Annotated in this window: 16 protein-coding genes; 8 read left to right on the plus strand and 8 right to left on the minus strand. The window is 74.7% G+C overall.

Annotated features, from left to right (window positions below):
- Positions 1-61: 61 nt before the first annotated feature.
- From ABZ861_RS00465 to ABZ861_RS00475, 3 genes are all read left to right on the plus strand, one after another.
- Positions 62-718 carry a helix-turn-helix domain-containing protein gene (locus tag ABZ861_RS00465; protein ID WP_361621253.1) on the plus strand — a complete coding sequence of 219 codons (657 nt, stop codon included), beginning with the start codon at positions 62-64 and terminating at the stop codon, positions 716-718.
- 194 nt (positions 719-912) lie between these two features.
- Positions 913-1,230, plus strand: a complete 318-nt coding sequence (locus ABZ861_RS00470) for a hypothetical protein (protein WP_361621256.1) — start codon at positions 913-915, stop codon at positions 1,228-1,230.
- A gap of 109 nt (positions 1,231-1,339) precedes the next feature.
- A complete protein-coding gene (locus ABZ861_RS00475) occupies positions 1,340-2,548 on the plus strand; it encodes a C40 family peptidase (protein ID WP_361621259.1) in 1,209 nt (402 codons plus the stop codon).
- Positions 2,549-2,678: 130 nt separating this feature from the next.
- Here the strand turns inward: ABZ861_RS00475 and ABZ861_RS00480 are convergent, their stop codons facing one another.
- From ABZ861_RS00480 to ABZ861_RS00500, 5 genes are all read right to left on the minus strand, one after another.
- Positions 2,679-3,947 (minus strand): styrene monooxygenase/indole monooxygenase family protein, encoded by a 1,269-nt coding sequence (locus ABZ861_RS00480; protein WP_361621262.1) that lies wholly within the window; start codon positions 3,945-3,947, stop codon positions 2,679-2,681.
- Positions 3,948-3,987: 40 nt separating this feature from the next.
- Entirely contained in the window at positions 3,988-4,578 is a 591-nt protein-coding gene (locus tag ABZ861_RS00485) for an ATP/GTP-binding protein (protein WP_361622390.1), read from the minus strand.
- A gap of 61 nt (positions 4,579-4,639) precedes the next feature.
- The gene (locus ABZ861_RS00490) at positions 4,640-5,065 is read right to left on the minus strand and encodes a DUF742 domain-containing protein (RefSeq protein WP_361622393.1); all 426 of its coding nucleotides are present in this window, start codon (positions 5,063-5,065) and stop codon (positions 4,640-4,642) included.
- An 8-nt stretch (positions 5,066-5,073) separates the two neighbouring features.
- Positions 5,074-5,574, minus strand: a complete 501-nt coding sequence (locus ABZ861_RS00495) for a roadblock/LC7 domain-containing protein (protein ID WP_361621265.1) — start codon at positions 5,572-5,574, stop codon at positions 5,074-5,076.
- Positions 5,571-8,795, minus strand: a complete 3,225-nt coding sequence (locus ABZ861_RS00500; RefSeq protein WP_361621268.1) for a nitrate- and nitrite sensing domain-containing protein — start codon at positions 8,793-8,795, stop codon at positions 5,571-5,573. Before ABZ861_RS00500 ends, ABZ861_RS00495 begins: the two co-directional genes overlap by 4 nt.
- A 413-nt stretch (positions 8,796-9,208) precedes the next feature.
- Between ABZ861_RS00500 and ABZ861_RS00505 the strand changes: the two genes are divergently transcribed.
- Positions 9,209-9,997, plus strand: coding sequence for a hypothetical protein (locus ABZ861_RS00505; protein WP_361621271.1), 789 nt, complete (start codon positions 9,209-9,211; stop codon positions 9,995-9,997).
- Between the two features lie 266 nt (positions 9,998-10,263).
- Here ABZ861_RS00505 and ABZ861_RS00510 read toward each other — a convergent pair whose 3' ends face one another.
- Positions 10,264-10,734, minus strand: a complete 471-nt coding sequence (locus tag ABZ861_RS00510) for a MarR family transcriptional regulator (protein ID WP_361622396.1) — start codon at positions 10,732-10,734, stop codon at positions 10,264-10,266.
- A 339-nt stretch (positions 10,735-11,073) separates the two neighbouring features.
- Here ABZ861_RS00510 and ABZ861_RS00515 point away from each other — a divergent pair, with 339 nt between their 5' ends.
- Positions 11,074-11,895, plus strand: coding sequence for a lysozyme (locus ABZ861_RS00515; protein WP_361621274.1), 822 nt, complete (start codon positions 11,074-11,076; stop codon positions 11,893-11,895).
- A 139-nt stretch (positions 11,896-12,034) separates the two neighbouring features.
- Here the strand turns inward: ABZ861_RS00515 and lon are convergent, their stop codons facing one another.
- On the minus strand, positions 12,035-14,476 hold the full coding sequence (gene lon, locus ABZ861_RS00520) for an endopeptidase La (RefSeq protein ID WP_361621277.1): 2,442 nt from the start codon (positions 14,474-14,476) through the stop codon (positions 12,035-12,037).
- Between the two features lie 244 nt (positions 14,477-14,720).
- Positions 14,721-15,404 carry a rhomboid-like protein gene (locus tag ABZ861_RS00525; RefSeq protein WP_361621280.1) on the minus strand — a complete coding sequence of 228 codons (684 nt, stop codon included), beginning with the start codon at positions 15,402-15,404 and terminating at the stop codon, positions 14,721-14,723.
- An 833-nt stretch (positions 15,405-16,237) separates the two neighbouring features.
- Here ABZ861_RS00525 and ABZ861_RS00530 point away from each other — a divergent pair.
- The 3 genes from ABZ861_RS00530 to ABZ861_RS00540 all read left to right on the plus strand — a co-directional run bounded on the left by ABZ861_RS00530 (position 16,238) and on the right by ABZ861_RS00540 (position 18,884).
- Complete coding sequence (locus ABZ861_RS00530; protein WP_361621283.1) at positions 16,238-16,915, plus strand: spermidine synthase; 678 nt, start codon at positions 16,238-16,240, stop codon at positions 16,913-16,915.
- Positions 16,916-17,037: 122 nt separating this feature from the next.
- Entirely contained in the window at positions 17,038-17,775 is a 738-nt protein-coding gene (locus ABZ861_RS00535; RefSeq protein ID WP_361621286.1) for a response regulator transcription factor, read from the plus strand.
- Complete coding sequence (locus ABZ861_RS00540) at positions 17,772-18,884, plus strand: HAMP domain-containing sensor histidine kinase (protein WP_361621289.1); 1,113 nt, start codon at positions 17,772-17,774, stop codon at positions 18,882-18,884. Before ABZ861_RS00535 ends, ABZ861_RS00540 begins: the two co-directional genes overlap by 4 nt.
- Positions 18,885-19,005 lie beyond the last annotated feature (121 nt).

A 19,005-nucleotide genomic window follows, 5' to 3' on the forward strand; every position in this document is an offset into this window, starting at 1 on the left:
CGGGCGCGGGGAGCACGCGGGCCAGGGGCCGCCGGGCCGGGCGGCGATTACGCTGCGTCTCATGAGCCCTGCCGCGCCCTCTCCCGCCTACCGCCGCCTCAGCGTCGAGGAGCGCCGCGCCCAGCTCCTGGACGCCGCGCTGTCGCTGTTCGCGCACCGGGCGCCCGAAGAGGTGTCGCTGGACGACGTGGCGGAGGCGGCGGGAGTGTCCAGACCGCTGGTGTACCGGTACTTCCCCGGCGGCAAGCAGCAGCTCTACGAGGCCGCTCTGCGCTCCGCCGCCGAGGAGCTGCGGCACTGCTTCGACGCGCCGCGCGAGGGGCCGCTGCTGGGCCGCCTCGGCGGCGCCCTGGACCGCTACCTGGCGTTCGTCGACTCCCACGACGCCGGGTTCACCGCGCTGCTCCAGGGCGGCAGCGTGGTGGAGACGTCCCGCACCAGCGCCATCGTGGACGGGGTGCGCCGGGCCGCCGCCGAGCACATCCTCAGCCACCTGGAGGTCACCGACCCCGGGCCGTGGCTGCGGATGACGGTCCGGGTGTGGATCACGGCCGTGGAGGCGGCCTCGCTGATCTGGCTGGACGAGGGCAAGCAGCCGCCCGCCGCCGACCTGCGGGACTGGCTGGTCGAGGAGTTCACCGCCGTACTGGCGGCGACCGCCGCCCGCGACGAGCAGGCCGCCGAGCTGGTGCGCCGCCTCGCCCCGGCGGACGGCTGACACCGGGCCCGCCGTACGGCCGACGCCGGGCCCAACGGACGGCGGACACCGCGCCCGGCGGACGGCGGACACTGTGCCCGGCGCATGGCTGAGACTCGCCCCGGCGCATGGCCCACACCAGTGCCGGCAGACGGCCGACACCGGTCCCGGCGCATGGCTGAGACTCGTCCCGGCCGATGGCTGACACTGTTGCTGTGAGAAGCGAAGACACCCCGTTCGAGGGCGGCCCCATGGACGGCCGGGTGCTGCCCGTGCTGCTCGGGCCGACCGGGCGCCCGCCGAAGACGTACCGCATCCCGGTGCCGGACCCGGCGGGCGGGCCGCCCGCGGTGCTCGTCTACCGGCTGACGCCTCGCGGACCCGCCGGGCGGCTCGGACTGCCGCGCGGCTGGACGTACACGTTCGACCCGGACCCCGGGGCGGACACCGGCCGGCTGCGGTGGCCGTGGTCCCGGCCGGAGCCCCGTCAGGACCCGCGCACCGGCGCCGAGGGCGAGCCGGGAGACACCTAGGAGTGACGCTGTTGCGCCGCCCGGCGCAACACGGCCACGCGCAGTCGGTTCATACGTCGAATCTGCACGGTGTGGAGCGGACGGACCGCCCCGCACCGGAGGTGATGACGTGTCGGCGAAGGTGCTGCGCCTGGTGTGCACAGCGACGGTGGCGGCGCAGGCCGCGCTCGTCCCGGCGGCCGCTCTGGCCGTGCCCGGACCCCCCGCACCGGGACGGTCCGCCGTGACGGCGCCGGGGGCGACCCCAGCCGACGGGCCGGGTGCCGGGAGCGCGCCCGCGGCCCCCGCGGCGCCCGCGGCCGCCGGGCAGCGGACCACCGCCGCCCTGCTGACGGACTTGCAGAAGCTGTACCGGCAGGCCGAGCAGGCCACCGAGACCTACGACGCCGACGCCGAGCGACTGGTGAAGCAGCGCGCCGAGGCGGACCGGCTGAACGCCGCCCTCACCCGCGCCCGCGTCGCCCTGCGAGAGGGCCGCACGGCGGCCGGACGGCTCGCCCGGCAGCAGTACCAGGGCGGCAGCGGCCTCTCCCCCTACCTGCAACTGCTGCTGGCCCGCGATCCGCAACAGGCCCTGGACCAGGGGCACGTCATCGGGCAGGTCGCGCGGGAGCGCGCCGCGACGGTGGCCCGGCTCGCGGCGCGGGAGAAGGACGCGGACGGCCTCGCCCGCCGGGCGCACGCGGCCCTGAGCGCCCAGTTCGCCGTCGCCCTACGCGAGCGCAAGGCCCGCGACGACGTGCGCGGCCGGCTGCACGCCGTGGAGGGGATGCTCGCCTCGCTCAGCGGCGGACAGCTCGCCGCGCTCGCCGCGTTCGAGCAGAACGGGGTGCTTCAGGCGCAGCGCAAGCTCATGACGTCCGGGGCGCTCGGCACGGACCGGCCGCCGACCGAGGCGGGCGAGCGGGCGGTGAGCTACGCGGTGCGGCAGGTCGGCAAGCCCTACCAGTGGGGCGCGGCGGGCCCGGGGGCCTACGACTGCTCCGGACTGACCTCCCAGGCGTGGGGGCACGCCGGGACCGCGATCCCGCGCACCAGCCAGCAGCAGTGGGCCCGGCTGGAGCGGGTGCCGCTGAACGCGCTGCGCCCCGGCGACCTGGTCGTCTACTTCCCCGAGGCCACCCACGTCGCCCTCTACCTCGGCCGCGGCATGGTGGTGCAGGCGCCGCGGCCGGGCGCGAAGGTGAAGGTGTCGCCGCTGGCCGGCAACCCGGTGCTCGGTGCGGTCCGGCCCGACCCGGGCGAGGCGCCCCTGCGGCGGTACGCGCCGCCGAAGCTCTCCGGGGGAACGCTGGGCGGGCCGGGCGTCAAGCTGTAGGGCTCCCGTCCCCCGCGCGGCGCCCGCCCGGACGGCGGACGACGGGAGCGGGACGCCGGACGCCGCCGCCACGGCCGTGACCGTGGCCGTGACCGGAAAGGCGAGCGGGTGCGCCTTTCCGGTCAGCGCGCTACGCCGCCGACCCGGCGCCCGCGGCGACCTCGGCGAGGTAGCTCTCGGTCTTCGCGGGCTCGTAGAAGAAGTCCTCGAAGTCGGCCGGGTCGTCGAAGCCGTTGGCGAAGCGGTCGGCGACCGGCTGGAGCCGGCCGGCGGCGCCGATCAGGTTCAGGATGTGCTCCGGCGGCGGGGCCAGCATCGCGTTGGTCCACTTGGTGACGTGCTGGGCGGTGTTCCAGTACCGGTCGAACGTCTGCCGCATCCACTCCTCGTCGAACGGCCGGTCGCCGTGTTCGAGGATCGACGCCAGGTAGGCGGCGGCGCACTTGGCGGCCGAGTTGGAGCCCTGGCCGGTGATCGGGTCGTTGGCGACGACGACGTCGGCGACGCCCAGGACCAGGCCGCCGCCGGGCAGCCGGCCGATCGGGTTGCGCACGGTCGGCGCGTAGCGGCCGGCGAGGGTGGCGCCCGCGTCCGTCAGCTCCACGCGCGCGGCCCGCTCGTACTCCCAGGGCGTGAACGTGCGCATGAGGTCCAGCGTCAACGCCAGGTGCTGGGCGGGGTCCTTGACGCCTGCGAAGGCGTCCAGCGGGCCGCCGGGGACGCCCTCCCAGAACAGGATGTCGGCGCGGCCGGAGAGCGTGTACGTCGGCATCACGAACAACTCGCCGACGCCCGGGACCAGGTTGCAGCGGACCGCGTCGAACTCCGGGTGCTCCGGGCGCGGGCCCAGGCCGTGCACGTAGGAGACGGCCAGCGCGCGCTGCGGCTCGGTGTACGGGGACCGGCTCGCGTCCCGCCCGAACATCGACACCAGCTCGCCCTTGCCGGCCGAGACCAGCACGAGATCGTAGGCGCGGGAGAAGTAGTCGAGGTCGCCGACGGCGGCGCCGTGGATGACGAGCTGGCCGCCGCGCTGGGCGAAGGTCTCCATCCAGCCGGCCATCTTCACCCGCTGGTCGACGGACTGCGCGTAGCCGTCGAGCCGCCCCACCCAGTCGATCACGCGCTGCGAGGGCCCGGGGTCGAAGGAGCCGGGGGCGGCGACCGAGACGCCGAGCCCCTCGATCCTGGGCGCCTGCGACTCCCAGAAGTTGAGCTGAAGGTCGCGCTCGTGCTGGAGCGCGGTGGGGAACATGCACTGCGTCGACATGACCCGGCCGGCGCGGATCTCGTCCGCGGTCCGGTTGGACATCAGGGTGACCTCGTACCCGTGCGACTGGAGGCCGAGGGCGAGCTGGAGACCGGACTGGCCGGCCCCCACGACGAGTATCTTCCGCATGCGGGTGACGCCTCCTACGACTTCTGAACTGCCCGAGGGGTCATTGGGGGGATTCCTCGAGCGCGTGGGCGACGAGCGCCAGCAGGGTCTCGACGGCCGAGATCCTGCGCCGCGCGTCCATGATCATGACAGGTATGTGCGCGGGGACCGTGAGCGCTTCCCGCACGTCGTCGGGGTCGAACCGCTCCGTGCCGTCGAAGTGGTTGACCGCCACCACGTACGGCAGCCCGCAGCTCTCGAAGTAGTCCAGCGCCGCGAAGGAGTCCTTCAGGCGGCGGGTGTCGGCCAGTACGACGGCCCCTATCGCGCCGCGCACCAGGTCGTCCCACATGAACCAGAACCGCTGCTGCCCCGGCGTGCCGAACAGGTACAGCACCAGGTCGTCGTCGAGCGTGATGCGGCCGAAGTCCATGGCGACGGTGGTGGTCGACTTGCCCGGCGTGGCGGTGAGGTCGTCGGTCTCCGCGCTGGCCTCGGTCATCAGCGCCTCGGTCTGCAACGGCGTGATCTCCGAGACGGCGGTGACCATGGTGGTCTTCCCCACGCCGAAACCGCCGGCCACCACGATCTTCGTGGCGATCGGGGCGCGGCTGCGGTCCGTCTGCCAGGGCTGCACGGTCTCCTCGGGCACGGCGGCCGGGTAGCCGCCGTAGGGGGCGGCCGCCGGGAAGCCGGGCCCGGAGACGGCGGAGTCAGAGACGGCGGAGTCCACTCAGCACCCTTTCCAGCAGCGCGCGGTCCGGACGGCCGGCGCCGTGACCGGTCCCGGTTCCGTACACACGGATCTTTCCCTGGTCCGCGAGGTCGCTCAGGAGCACGCGGACCACGCCGAGCGGCATCTTCAGCAGCGCGGCGATCTCGGCCACCGTGCGCATGCGGCGGCACAGTTCGACGATGGCCAGCATCTCCGGCATGACCCGGCCGGCGGGGGCGCCGCCGTTCGCCAGCTCCTTGCGCTCCTCGGCGGCCTCCAGGGCGGCCGTGCTCCCGACGAACGTCTCCACCAGGAGGACGTGTCCGAAGCGGGTGCGTCCGCCGGTGAGCGAGTAGGGGCGCACGCGGGCGGGTGTGCGGTCCCCGCCGCGCACCGGGAGCCGCTGTCCCGGCCAGCCGCTCATCGCACTGCTCATCGGGCGCTCCCCGCCGCATCGGACTCCAGGGACCTGCGCAGCTCGCCGCGCAGCTCGGGCGTGAGCACGTGTCCGGCGCGGCCGACGAAGAGCGCCATGTGGTACGCCACCGCGCTCATGTCGCACTCCGCGGAGCCGTGCACGCCGAGCAGCGAGCCGTCACTGATCGACATCACGAACAGGGTGCCCTCGTCCATCGCGACCATCGTGTGCTTGACGGCGCCGGAGTCCATCAGCTTGGCCGCTCCGACGGTCAGGCTGCCGATGCCGGAGACGATGGTGGCGAGGTCCGCGGCGGAGCCGCGGGGTCCGCCGTGGGCGGCGCCGGCCCGGCGGGCCTCCTCCAGGCGCTGCTGGTCGGAGGAGAGCAGCAGCAGGCCGTCGGAGGAGACCACGGCGACCGACTCGATGCCGGGCACCTCCTCCACGAGGTTGGTCAGCAGCCAGTGCAGGTTGCGGGCCTCGCTGCTCAGTCCGAAGGTGGTGGGCGCTGTCAACTGCTTGCCTCCTCGACGGTGCCCCCCGTGGCGTCTTCGACGTGCGGGTGTCCGGCGGGCGCCGGCCGCTGGTGCTGAGCGGTCCGTTCGGCGATCTCCGCCTCCACCTCCCGGTAGCCCGCCTGGGCTCCGCGGCGGAAGCCGCCCAGGCGTCGGCGGAGGGCGTCGGCGTCCACGGATCCGGTGCGCTGGCGGGGGGCGTGGGTAGGGGTCGTGCTCTTGGGGGTCCGCTTGGGCAGGCCCCTGGCGGTGACGGGGTCCTCGTCCGCGCCGACGACCCGCTCGTGCACCGCGTCGGCCGGGCCGGGGGGCGCGGGGGCGTGCGGCAGGGGGGCGTGCGGCGCGGGGTCCGGTGCGGCTGCCTCGCGCGGCGGCGCGCGGAAGCCCTCGGCCGCAGGCGACGGAAGCAGGAGTTCCATCGTCGTCTCGACGGGGGACTCCGGCGGCGCCGCGCCGGGCAGGGAGGCCGCCGCGGGCAAGGGAGCGGCGGCGGGCGCGGGCGCGGACCTCGCGAACGGGTCGCTCAGAGGTCCGGGTACGGGGAAGGGCTCGGCGGGGGGTCCGGGCGCGGCGAAGGGATCGCTCTCCGATCCGGGCGCGGCGAACGACTCGCTGGCGGGGGCGGCCGCCGACGCGGGTGCGGGGCCGGGGGCGGCGCAAGGCTCGGCTGTGGGTCCGGGCGCGGCGAAGGGGACGCCTTCCGACCGAGGCGCGGGGAACGGCGCGTTGGCGGGTCCGGACGCCGGGGCGGGCGAGGCGCCGGGTGCGGCGAAGGGCTCGGCTGTGGATCCGGGCGCGGGGAACGGCGCGCTGGCGGGTCCGGGCTCCGGCACGGCGCCGGGTGCGGCGTAAGGCTCGGGCGCGGCGAATGGCTCGCCCGCGGGTTCGCGGGCCGGAGTGGGCGCGGGTGCGGCGCCGGGGGCCGCGTAGGGCGCGCTCGGGGGCCGGGGGGTCTCGGACTGCCGTACCGCCTGTTCCGCCAGGGTCAGCAGCGGGTCGGCGGGGCCGTCCGTGGGGCGGCCGGGCAGGACGTTGGAGTTCGCCTCGGCGTAGGCGCCCGGCAGGGAGTAGCCCGCGGCGGCGCTGTGCGCCGGACGGGGCGCGGGGACGGCGGCGGCGGGGGCGGCCGCCAGCAGCGGCCGGGGGACGACGACGACCGCCGCGGCGCCGCCCTGCTTCTGCTCGCGCAGCCGCACCCGGGCGCCGTGCCGGTGGGCGAGACGGCCCGCCACGTACAGGCCGAGGCCGAGACCGTCGTCGGTCTCCTGGTCGTAGGGGGTCTCCGGGTCGAACTCGGCGAGGCGGGCGTTGAGCCGGGTCATCCGGTCCTCGGCGATGCCGATGCCCTCGTCCTGCACGGAGAGCATGATCTCGCCGTTCTCCAGGAGCCAGCCGGAGACCTCCACCGGCTGGTCGGGCGGCGAGAACGAGGTGGCGTTCTCAAGGAGTTCCGCCAGCAGGTGGGAGAGGTCGTCGGCGGCGAAGCCGGCCACGTGCGCGTGCGGCGGCAGCACGGCGATGCGCACGCGTTCGTAGCGCTCGATCTCGCTGACCGCGGCGCGCACCACGTCGACCAGCGGGACCGGGCCGGCGTGCTGCTGGACGCGTTCGGCGCCGGCCAGGACGAGGAGGTTCTCGCTGTGCCGGCGCATGACCGTGGCGAAGTGGTCCAGCTTGAACAGGGTGGCGAGCCGCTCCGGGTCCTGCTCGTGCTCCTCCAGGCCCTCGATGACGCCGAGTTGGCGCTCGACCAGGCCCAGGGTGCGCAGCGCCAGGTTGACGAAGGTGGCGCCGATGCTGCCGTGCAGCCGCTGGAGCTGGACGGCGGCGGCGTCGAGTTCGGCGCGCAGTTCCTCGCGGGCGTCGGCCGTCTTCTGGCGCTGGCCGACCAGGTGCTTGCGGTCGGCCTCCAGGGTGGCGACCCGCTGGGCGAGCGCGAGGGCCTGGGCGTGCAGCGTGTTGACGGAGCGGACGACCTGGGCGAACTCGTCGTCGCGGCCGGTGAACGCGATCGGCGCCTCGGCGCTCGCGTCCTCGGCGGCGGCCAGCCGGGCCGAGCCGCGGCGGAGCGCGGACAGCGGGCGGGTGAGGGTGCGGGCCATGGCCGTGGCGACGCCGAGGGAGACCAGGAGCAGCGCGCCCAGCAGGGCGACGCGGATCTCCAGCCCGGTGACGTCGTCGTCGCGGAGCGCCGCGAGGTCCTTGGTGCGGTGGTCGTAGAGCGAGGACTCCGCGCCGCGCATCAGGTCGACCCGGGCGGACAGGGCGGCGTCGACCTTGGCGCTGCTGACGGCGAGGTCGGAGTCGGAGAGCGACGCGGCGGCGGTGAGCTTCTTCAGGTAGCCGTCGGCGGAGTCGACCTCGGGCCCGGTGACCGTGGAGTCGTAGGAGGCGCGGGCGGTCTCGGGGGCGGTGTCGCGGAACTCGGCGAGGGCGGCGTCGGAACGGACCCGGGCCTGCTGGGCGGCGGCGCTCAGCGCGTCGCGCTGCCGGGAGTCGGCCGAGGACGACGAGCTGTGGGCCGGCAGGCCGGTGACCGGGTCGACGCCGCTCCGCGCCGAGTGGGGCACGTGCAGCGCCGCGAGCAGCAGTCCGCGGGCGGCGGCGGCCTGCTGGACGGCGGTGTCCAGCTCGGCCAGGGAGTACGCCCCGCCGCCCGCGCGCGACGTCATCCGCTGGGCCAGTTGCTCGGCGAGCCGGTGCAGGTCGGCGATGACGGCGGAGTACGCCTGGTGGGCCTGGAGGGCGCTGCTCTGGCCGGTGAGCGCCGCGTGCCGCACGGCCGCGATGCCGTCCAGGTCCGCGCGCAGCCAGCCGGGGGCGGCGTCGGCGGTGCGCAGTTCCTCGGTCTGGCGGTCCACCCGGGTGCTGCGCTGCTCGGAGGGCGCCTGGGACTTGGGGCGGCCGGCGGCGACGTAGGAGGTGACCTCGTCGCGCTCGTCGGCGAGGGAGTGGGCGAGGGCGAGCGCGTCCTCGGTCTGCCCGGCGAGGGTGACGAGGCCCTGGGAGTCGCTCAGTCGCCCGGAGGCGGCCACGACGGAGGGGGCGCCGGCCGCGGCGACGGCCGCGGCCACCACGGCGACGGCGACGATGAGGCGGTTGCGCACATGGGTCGGGCGGCCCTTGCCCACGGGGGCGGAGGCGGAGGCGCCGGGCGGCTGCACCGCTCCCCCCGCGGTGGCGGTCTGCCTGCCTGTGCGCCGAGGCCGCTTTTTCTGCACCGGTGCTCGCACTCCTGTACTCGTGTACTCATGGGCCCGGACGCCGCACCGTCCCCTGATGCGACGGGTGCGTACGCCCTCCCCGCTCTCGTCTTCTGTTCGAGCTGGGGACCCGCGTCGGTTTCCGACCCTCCCAGTGCCGGTGGGCAGTGGGCCCGCATCGTCCGACCGGCCACCCGAAGGAGTGAACCCCGGCGAGGAGTTGGCGGGCAAGTCGCCGCGGACCGGTGCGGGGGCTCGTGGCCTGGGCCGGTTGGACGTCGGCCGCAGGCTTTGGCAGTATTCGCCGCCACGCCTTCCCGGAGTGATCCATTCCGCCGTAAAACAGGCACCTGACCTGCGACGTCACGTCAGACCCAAGGTCACTGCGGGGCTTTGGCGCGGTATGTGGAGGGCTCGTGCAGACTGACCGGATGCGCACTGAGGTTGTTTCGGAGCCCGGCGGTCCGGATCGTCCGAACGAGGACTTCGCCGCCCTCGCCCTGCCCGCCTCCGGACAGGGCGGCTGCCTCGTCGTCCTGGACGGCGTGACGCCGCCGAGGACGGAGACGGGCTGTCTGCACTCCGTCCCCTGGTTCACCGCCCGGCTGGGCGGCGCGTTGACCGAACTGACCGTTTCACGCGGAGATCTGACGCTGACGGAGATCCTTGAGCACGCCATCAGCCGTACAGCTCAGGCGCATTCGCTCACCTGTGACCTTTCTCACCCGCGCACTCCGCAGGCGACCGCGGTGCTGGCCCGCTGGTCAGAGGGCCTCCTGGAGTACCTGGTGCTGTCCGACTCGGCGCTCCTGCTGGAGCACGACGACGGCCGGGTCGTCCCCGTGCTCGACGACCGGCTGGCCCGGCTGCCCCGGGCCGCCCTCGCCACGGACGCGCTGGTCGACGCCACCGTGCGCAACAAGGAGGGCGGCTTCTTCACCGCGGCGGCCGACCCCTCGGCGGCGGAGCGGGCGGTGACGGGCACGGCGCCGCTGAGCGGGCTGCGGGCCCTGGCCGCGCTGTCGGACGGGGCGGCGCGCTGGGTGGAGACGTTCCGCGAGGGCGACTGGGCGCAATGCCTCGGCCTGCTGCGCAAGGAAGGGGCGCGCGCCCTGGTGGATCGCGTACGGGCGCTGGAGGCGGTCGACCGGGAGGAGCGGGCGCTGCTGGGGCGGAACAAGACGCACGACGACGCGACGGCGGTCTTCGTGGAGCTGTGAGCGGCGAGCGGCCGCGAAGCGGCGCCGCCCGCGACCGGCCGCCGCTTCGCGGCGCACGCCTGCCCTTCGGCCACCGGCGCCCCACGGCCGACGTCCGCCCCACGGCCGGTGCCCGCCGCACCGCCGACGTCCGCCCCACGGCCGACGTCCCCCCGCACCACCGATGTCCGCCGCAGCGCCGATGTCCGCCGCGCGGCGGACGGTTCCTCTCCGACCGGCGCGCTCGCCGTCCCGTCGTCCTCCCCGCGCTCGGGCGGCGGCGCGGGCTACCTCTCCGTCTTCTTCGTGACGCTGTTCAACTCGTGCAGCAGCCGGGCCAGTTCCGAGACCTCGCGGCGGTCCCAGTGGGCGAGCTGACGGACGTAGCGGGCGCGGCGGGCCTCGCGCACCCGGCCGACGCGGCCGCGGCCCTCGGGGGTGAGGGCCACCAGCCAGGCGCGTCCGTCGGCCGGGTCCGGTTCGCGCTGGACCAGGCCGAGATCCTCCAGGGCGCGGAGCTGGCGGGACATGGTGGCCTTGCCGACGCCCACGTACCCGGCGAGCGCGGTGGCGCGCTGGCCGCCCGCCTCGTCGAGCCGGACCAGCAACCCGTAGGCGGCCGACTCCAGATCGGGATGGACCTCGCGGGCCATCTCGCCCTGGCTGGCGCGGGCGCGTCGCAGCAGCACCGTCAGCTCCCGCTCCAGGGAGAGGAACTCGCGGTCCGCGCCGCCGGGCGGCAGACCGCCGGCGCCCACTGGCCGCTCCTCGTCTCCTGCGTCTTCCCGCACGTCAGCCCCTGCCTGGTGTTTCCCGGTCCTGAAAGTTTCCGTCCCGCGCCGCCATCGCCGCAGCTCCGTCAGTATTTCGCAGGCGTAGACCAACGGCAGCCCCCGGCGCCTCTTCCCACGGCCGGGTCTACGTGCGTAGCTTCTCAGTTGACCGCACTGAGTGGCATGCCCACGCCACGATCGTCCCGGGCGGGTCCTCCGCGTCCCGCCCTCCCCCTCCTCCCCTCGCTCTCCCCCGCTCCCCCCGCGCGACCGTGGGCCTGCCCCCGTCTCCCCACCGAGCACCACCGAACTCGGAGGCACGTCATGCCCGTGCACAGACCCGGAGCGGCCCGCGCGCGACGACTCGCCGTCGCCGGAACCCTGCTCGCGTCGCTCTCCCTCCTCCTGGCCACCCCCTCCTCCGCCGGCACGGCGCCCGCCCGGGGCTCCGCCTACATGGGCATCGGCGTCCTGGCCCACGACGGCCGCGGCAGCGGCACGTCCCACGACCTGAGCGCCGCCCAGACCGAGGGCGTCGACGTCGCCAAATACCAGGGCAACGTGGACTGGCCCACCCTGTGGAACAGCGGGGTGCGCTGGGCCTACACAAAGGCCACGGAGGGGACGTACTACACGAACCCCTTCTTCGCCCAGCAGTACAACGGCTCCTACAACGTGGGCATGATCCGCGGCGCCTACCACTTCGCGACCCCGGACACCACGACCGGCGCCGCACAGGCGAACTACTTCGTCGACCACGGCGGCGGCTGGTCCCGGGACGGCAAGACCCTGCCGGGCGTGCTCGACATCGAGTGGGACCCCTACGGCGACGCCTGCTACGGCAAGTCGGCGAGCGCGATGGTGAGCTGGATCGGCGACTTCCTGAACGCCTACCGGGCGCGCACCGGCCGGGACGCCGTGATCTACACCGCCACGAGCTGGTGGACCCAGTGCACGGGCGACTACGGCGGCTTCGGCGCCGTCAACCCCCTGTGGATAGCCCGTTACGCGGCCGCCCCGGGGACGCTTCCGGCGGGCTGGGGCGTGCAGACGATGTGGCAGTACACCTCGACCGGCCCGACCGTCGGCGACCACGACAGGTTCAACGGCGCGCTGGACCGGGTGCAGGCGCTCGCCAACGGCTGACCTCCGCGCTCGCCGGGGCCCCGAGGGGGGGGTGGGCGAGCGCGGCTCAGGCCCGGGAGCCCCTGGGGGCTCGGCGGGCGCGGCTCAGGCCCGGATCTCCCTCACGAGACCCGGGCCTGAGCGCGTCCGGCGGCGTCCGTCACGCCGCCGCCGGAACCTCCCGCGCCGCGCCGTTCGCGGCCGGCGCGAGCGCCAGCTCCAGGACCTGGCGGACGTCGGTGACGGCGTGCACGTCGAGCGCGTCCAGCACCTCCGCCGGGACGTCGTCCAGGTCGGGCTCGTTGCGCTTGGGGATGATCACGGTGGTCACCCCGGCGCGGTGCGCGGCGAGCAGCTTCTGCTTCACGCCGCCGATCGGCAGCACCCGCCCGGTCAGCGAGACCTCGCCGGTCATCGCCACGTCCGTGCGCACCAGCCGCCCGGAGAGCAGCGAGGCGAGCGCGGTGGTCATCGTGACGCCCGCGCTCGGGCCGTCCTTGGGGACCGCGCCCGCCGGGAAGTGAATGTGCACGCCCCGGTCCTTGAGATCGCCCACCGGCAGCTCCAGCTCGGCGCCGTGGCTGCGCAGGAAGCTGACGGCGATCTGCGCGGACTCCTTCATCACGTCGCCGAGCTGACCGGTCAGGGTCAGTCCCGCCGCGCCGGTCTCCGGGTCGGCCAGGGACGCCTCGACGAACAGGACGTCGCCGCCCGCGCCGGTCACCGCCAGGCCGGTCGCCACGCCCGGCACCGCCGTGCGGCGCTCGGCCGGGTCCTGCGCGGACTCCGGGACGTGGTGCGGCCGCCCGATCAGCGCCCGCAGATCGTCCGCGGCGACGGTGAACGGCAGCTCCCGCTCGCCCCGTTCGTGCTGAGCCGCGATCTTGCGCAGCAGCCGTGCGACGGACCGCTCCAAGGTGCGCACGCCCGCCTCCCGGGTGTACTCCGCGGCCAGCCGGCGCAGCGCGCCGTCGTCGATCGCGACCTCGTCCTGCCGCAGGCCCGCCCGCTCCAGTTGGCGCGGGAGCAGGTGGTCGCGGGCGATGACGACCTTCTCGTCCTCGGTGTAGCCGTCCAGGCGGACGATCTCCATCCGGTCGGCCAGCGCCTCCGGGACGGCCTCCAGGACGTTGGCGGTGGCGAGGAACACCACGTCCGACAGGTCGAGTTCGACCTCCAGGTAGTGGTCGCGGAAGGTGTGGTTCTGGGCCGGGTCGAGGACTTCGAGCAGGGCCGCGGCCGGGTCGCCGCGGAAGTCGGAACCGACCTTGTCGATCTCGTCCAGCAGCACCACCGGGTTCATCGACCCGGCCTCCTTGATCGCCCGGACGATCCGGCCGGGCATCGCGCCGACGTACGTGCGCCGGTGGCCGCGGATCTCCGCCTCGTCGCGGACGCCGCCGAGGGCGACCCGCACGAACTCACGTCCCATGGCGTGGGCCACGGACTGCCCGAGGCTGGTCTTGCCGACGCCGGGCGGCCCGACCAGCGCGAGCACCGCGCCGCCGCGCCGGCCGCCGACCACGCCCAGGCCGCGCTCGCCGCGCCGCTTGCGCACCGCCAGATACTCGACGATCCGCTCCTTGACGTCGTCCAGGCCCGCGTGCTCGGCGTCCAGTACCGCCTGGGCGCCCTGGATGTCGTACGCATCTTCGGTGCGCTCACTCCACGGCATCTCCAGCACGGTGTCCAGCCAGGTGCGGATCCAGGCGCCCTCGGGCGACTGGTCGGAGGCCCGCTCCAGCTTGTCGACCTCCTTCAGGGCGGCCTCGCGGACCTTCTCGGGCAGGTCGGCGGCCTCGACGCGCGCCCGGTAGTCGTCGGACTCCTCGCCCTCCGCGCCGCCGGCCCCTCCGTTCAGCTCCCGCAACTCCTTGCGCACGGCCTCCAACTGGCGGCGCAGCAGGAACTCGCGCTGCTGCTTGTCCACGCCCTCCTGCACGTCCTTGGCGATGGCCTCGGCCACGTCCTGCTCGGCCAGGTGGTCGCGCAACTGCTGGGCGGCGAGTCGCAGCCGGGCCACCGGGTCGGCGGTCTCCAGCAGGACGAGCTTCTGCTCGGTGGTGAGGAAGGGCGAGTACCCGGAGTTGTCGGCGAGGGCGGAGACGTCGTCGATGGCCTGCACCCGGTCGACGATCTGCCAGGCGCCGCGCTGGCGCAGCCAGGCGGTGGCCAGCGCCTTGTACTCCTTGACCAGTTCGGTCGCCTGGCCGGGCAGCGGCTGCGGCACGCTCTCCTCGATCCGGACGCCCTCGACCCAGAGCGCCGCGCCGGGGCCGGTGGTCCCGGCGCCGATCCGCACGCGGCCGCGGCCGCGGATCAGGACGCCCGGGTCGCCGTCCGCCGTCCGGCCGACCTGCTCCACCGTGCCCAGCACGCCGGTCGTGACGTACGTCCCCTCGATCCGCGGCACCAGCAGCACCGTGGGCTTGCCCGGCTCCGCCCGCGCGGCGGCCTGGGCGGCCTCCACCGCGGCGCGCACCTCGGCGTCGCCCAGGTCCAGCGGGACCGCCATCCCGGGCAGCACGACCTCGTCGTCGAGCGGCAGCACGGGCAGGGTGAGCGGTGTGCGCGCCTTGGAACCGGCAGACTCAGCAGCCATGATCTCCCCTTCGGCAGTCAAGTTGAGTTACGCCGACTCAATGCACGGCAGGGGCGGGATGTTCCCGGGGCGCCGTTCGCTGTGAGCGATCACCCGGGGACCTGCCGGGAAGACCTGGAACGCGCACGGGAGCGCACGAGAGCGCACTGGGCCGCCCGGGAGGGCTCGGGACCGCACTGAACCGCACGGGAGTGCTCGGGAGGGCACCGCCGGGAGTGCTCGCAGGGGCACGAGAGCGCTGAGGTCAGCGAACGCCGCGTGCCCGGTCGCGCAGCGCCGGGCGGCTCGCCACGCCGAGAGCGAGGGCGAGGAGGTGCCCGCAACTCGTCATCGGATCCGCGAACGTGAGCAGGTCCTGCGCGGCCGCCGCGGTGAACACGGCCAGCAGGGACCAGCGCGGCCACGGCGGCATGAGGCCCGTCAGGGCGCCGACGCACGCGGCGACGCCGAAGCTGACGCCGTAGTCGAGGCGGTGCAGCGCGCTGCCCGGAAGCAGTCCGGCCAGCACCGCGAGCCCCACCGGGACCTCGGTGGCGAGGGTGGCCACGACGTGCCCGAACGCGAAGACCCCGGCCGTGCGCAGCGCGCCGACCCGGCGCTCCAGCGCGGTGAGCACCAGCAGGAAGCACAGGGAGTAGGGCGAGGCGATCCCGCCCGCGACCCACAGCGCGCTGGCGGCCAGCACCCGCACGGGATCGCGCACGAGGTGGGCGACGTCCGTGCTGGAGTCGCGCAGGAGGGCGTGCACCACGGAGGGGTCGGCGTAGCGGGCGACGAGCGAGGTGACGACGAGCACCGCCGCGTAGCCGAAGGTGAACGGGACGGCGGCGGGGTCGGGCAGCAGCCGCCCGAGCCGCAGGACGCGCAGACGGCCGAACGCCTCGCGGGAACCCGGGCCCCGAAGCCGCGCGCGAAGACGGCCGACCACGTCGGCGGGACCTTCGAGTTCCGTGACGCCGGCGGGGGTTGCGGGGAGGGCTGCCGGCGCTGCGGCAAGGGCGGGGGCCGCGGGGACGGCTAGGGGCGCCGACGCTACGGCGACGGCGGGGGCGGCGAGGGACGCGGAGGCGGCGAAGGCAGCCGACGCTGCCGGAACGGCGGGGGTCGCGGGGGCGGCGAGGGGCGCCGACGCTACGGCGGTAGCGGGAGTCGCGGGGACGGCGGCCGTCGGGACGACCGGATCGCGGGGACCCGCGGGCGCGGGAACGGGCCTGGCGGCAGGCGGCCCGGCGGGCGCGGGAACGGGCCTGGCGGCAGGCACCGCGGCGGGCGCGGGAACGGCCCTCGCAGCAGGCTGCCCGGCGGGCGCCGCGGCAGACTCCGCGACGGGCGCCGTCCGCGGGCGCCGCGGCGGCATGCCGTCCGGGACCGGCGCGGTCGCCGGGTCGGCCGTCGCGGTCCGCTCCACGGTGGCACTCCTTCCGTCCGGCCCCGCCCAGTGCGCCACGGGAGCCTCTTGCGCGACCGGCGCGCCCCATGAGCGCCGGTCGAGGGCGCCGCCTCGCGCACCTAGGGGGCGCCGTCCGGCTCCCGTCGCCCCGAACAGGGAACGTGAGCCGCCGCGCGCACGCGCCTTCAGGCTCCCGATCCCGGGCGCCGGGGGACGCGCGGCGACGGCACGCGACGACGGCGCCCCATGACGCATCGTCAGCCGCAGCCGCCCCATGCGCACCCGCGAACCCTCTTCAACCCGTTACCCGCTCACGCGCCGACCACCGCAATTCACAGGAATGTGACGCCCCGTTGGGGCAGGATGCCCCCATGACCGCCGCGTACGAGCCTCCCGTGGTCCTCGACCGCCGCGAGGGCCCGCACGGCGAGGTCGTCCTGCGCCGGCACGGCGGACTGCTCCAGATCATCGCCAACGGCTGCTTCCTGATGGACACCTCCGACGGCCGGTCGGAGCGGCTGCTGATCGACGCCGCCCTCGCGGCGCTGGACCGGCGGCCGCGCCCGCGCGTGCTGATCGGCGGCCTGGGCGTCGGCTTCTCCCTCGCACACGCGGCCGCCGACCCGCGCTGGGGAGGGATCACGGTGGTCGAGCGGGAACGCGCGATCATCGACTGGCACCGCGGCGGCCCGCTGGCCGAGTTGACCGCGGACGCGCTCGCCGACCCGCGCACCGAGATCGTCGAGGCCGATCTGACCGACTACGTGTATGAGACATCCACCACGTTCGACGCGCTCTGCCTCGACATCGACAACGGCCCCCGCTGGACCGTCACCGAGGACAACCGGAAGCTGTACGCGCCGGACGGACTGGCGAGTTGCGCACGGGCGTTGACGCCCGGAGGCGTGCTCGCGGTGTGGTCGGCCCAGCCGTCCGAGGAATTCGAAGGATGCTTGCGCAATGTCGGGTTCCAGCGGGTGCGCACCGAAGAGATCCCGGTTGCCCGGGGCGTTCCGGACGTCGTGCACCTCGGCATCGGGCCTGGATAGCAAAGGCGCGGTGACTCCCCGTACGCTGCACTCCTGACGCCGATCATTCAAGCGTCAATCGCAACCATGCGCAGTCAAGGAATCACCCCTCGGATTCCGGAAGTACACCTCAGGGGCGGGCGATGGAGCAGACACACACCTCCCACAACGGCACGACGGCCGGGCCCGGCGCACAGCGCCGGGTCCTGGTGGTCGAGGACGACCAGACCATTATGGAAGCCATCGCCACGCGCCTGCGCGCGGAGGGCTTCGCAGTGCAGACGGCGGCCGACGGGCCGTCCGCGGTCGACACCGCGGAGGCATGGCAGCCCGATCTGCTGATCCTCGACATCATGCTGCCCGGCTTCGACGGGCTGGAGGTCTGCCGCCGCGTGCAGGCCCAGCGCCCGCTGCCGGTGCTGATGCTCACCGCGCGGGACGACGAGACCGACATGCTGGTCGGGCTCGGCGTCGGCGCCGACGACTACATGACGAAGCCGTTCTCGATGCGGGAGCTGGCCGCGCGGGTGCACGTGCTGCTGCGCCGCGTGGAGCGCGCGGCGCTGGCCGCGACGACGCCGCGCACCGGCATCCTGCGCCTGGGCGAGCTGGAGATCGACCACGCGCAGCGGCGGGTGCGGGTGCGCAGCGAGGACGTGCACCTGACGCCGACGGAGTTCGACCTCCTGGTGTGCCTGGCGAACACCCCGCGCGCGGTGCTCTCCCGCGAGCAGTTGCTGGCCGAGGTGTGGGACTGGGCGGACGCCTCCGGGACCCGCACCGTCGACAGCCACATCAAGGCGCTGCGCCGCAAGATCGGCGCCGAGCGGATCCGCACCGTGCACGGCGTGGGCTACGCGCTGGAGACGCCCACCCCATGAGCGGCGGGCCGGGCGCTCGGAGGGACCCCGCGCAGTCGTGGGGCGGCGTAAGCCCGTTCTCGGTCAAGACCAAGCTGGGCGCGCTGGTCGTCATCTCGGTGCTGATCACCACGGGTCTGTCGATGATCGCGGTGCACACCAAGACCGAACTGCGCTTCATCATGGTCTTCTCGATGATCGCCACCCTGCTCATCACGCAGTTCGTGGCGCACTCGCTCACCGCGCCGCTGGACGAGATGAACGCGGTGGCCCGCTCCATCTCGAACGGCGACTACACCCGCCGGGTGCGCGAGAGCCGCCGCGACGAACTGGGCGACCTGGCCCAGACGATCAACCGCATGGCGGACGAGCTGGCCGCCCAGGACCAGCAGCGCAAGGAACTCGTGGCGAATGTCTCACACGAGCTGCGCACCCCGATCGCGGGGCTGCGCGCGGTGCTGGAGAACATCGTCGACGGGGTGACCGAGGCGGACGCCGAGACCATGCGCACGGCCCTGAAGCAGACCGAGCGGCTGGGCCGGCTGGTGGAGACGCTGCTGGACCTGTCCCGCCTGGACAACGGCGTGGTGCCGCTGAAGACGCGCCGCTTCGAGGTGTGGCCGTACCTGTCGGGCGTGTTGAAGGAGGCCAACATGGTGGCCTCCGCCCGCGCGGGCATGGCCTCCGGCTCCGGCGGCCACACCCGCACGGACGTCCATCTGCACCTCGACGTCTCCCCGTTGGACCTGACCGGCCACGCGGATCCCGAGCGCATCCACCAGGTGGTCGCCAACCTGATCGACAACGCCGTCAAGCACAGTCCGCCGCACGGACGGGTGACGGTGAAGGCGCGGCGCGGGCCGCGGCCGGAGTCGCTGGAGCTGGAGGTGCTGGACGAGGGTCCCGGCATCCCCCGGTCGGAGTGGCACCGCGTCTTCGAGCGCTTCAACCGGGGCGCGGTGAGACGGCCGCACGGTCCGGGCAGCGACGGCGGCACCGGACTGGGCCTGGCGATCGCCCGCTGGGCGGTGGATCTGCACGGCGGCCGGATCGGCGTGGCCGAATCCGAGCGGGGCTGTCGGATACTCGTCACCCTTCCGGGGGCCCTCCCCGGGGCACAGTTGACGTAAGGTTCGATCCGGAACCGCAAGATCCACGCGCGTTCGCGCAGCCGGACACGTGTGATCAGGCAGGGGCCCGCAGCCCGCGGCGGCCGGGCCCTGCCCAAGTCGTCCCGCGCGGCGGCGAACC

Origin of the sequence: Streptomyces sp. NPDC046985 (assembly GCF_040644415.1) — a bacterium.
In the GTDB taxonomy this organism is placed as follows: Bacteria; Actinomycetota; Actinomycetes; order Streptomycetales; family Streptomycetaceae; genus Streptomyces.

What these genes read in the sequence shown, in the direction of transcription:
- ABZ861_RS00540 (WP_361621289.1), top strand. Translation starts at nt 17,772, where the DNA reads ATGAGCGGCGGGCCGGGCGCTCGGAGGGACCCCGCGCAGTCGTGGGGC.
- ABZ861_RS00535 (WP_361621286.1), top strand. Translation starts at nt 17,038, where the DNA reads ATGGAGCAGACACACACCTCCCACAACGGCACGACGGCCGGGCCCGGC.
- ABZ861_RS00515 (WP_361621274.1), top strand. Translation starts at nt 11,074, where the DNA reads ATGCCCGTGCACAGACCCGGAGCGGCCCGCGCGCGACGACTCGCCGTC.
- ABZ861_RS00480 (WP_361621262.1), bottom strand. Translation starts at nt 3,947, where the DNA reads ATGCGGAAGATACTCGTCGTGGGGGCCGGCCAGTCCGGTCTCCAGCTC.
- lon (WP_361621277.1), bottom strand. Translation starts at nt 14,476, where the DNA reads ATGGCTGCTGAGTCTGCCGGTTCCAAGGCGCGCACACCGCTCACCCTG.
- ABZ861_RS00490 (WP_361622393.1), bottom strand. Translation starts at nt 5,065, where the DNA reads ATGAGCGGCTGGCCGGGACAGCGGCTCCCGGTGCGCGGCGGGGACCGC.
- ABZ861_RS00465 (WP_361621253.1), top strand. Translation starts at nt 62, where the DNA reads ATGAGCCCTGCCGCGCCCTCTCCCGCCTACCGCCGCCTCAGCGTCGAG.
- ABZ861_RS00530 (WP_361621283.1), top strand. Translation starts at nt 16,238, where the DNA reads ATGACCGCCGCGTACGAGCCTCCCGTGGTCCTCGACCGCCGCGAGGGC.
- ABZ861_RS00505 (WP_361621271.1), top strand. Translation starts at nt 9,209, where the DNA reads ATGCGCACTGAGGTTGTTTCGGAGCCCGGCGGTCCGGATCGTCCGAAC.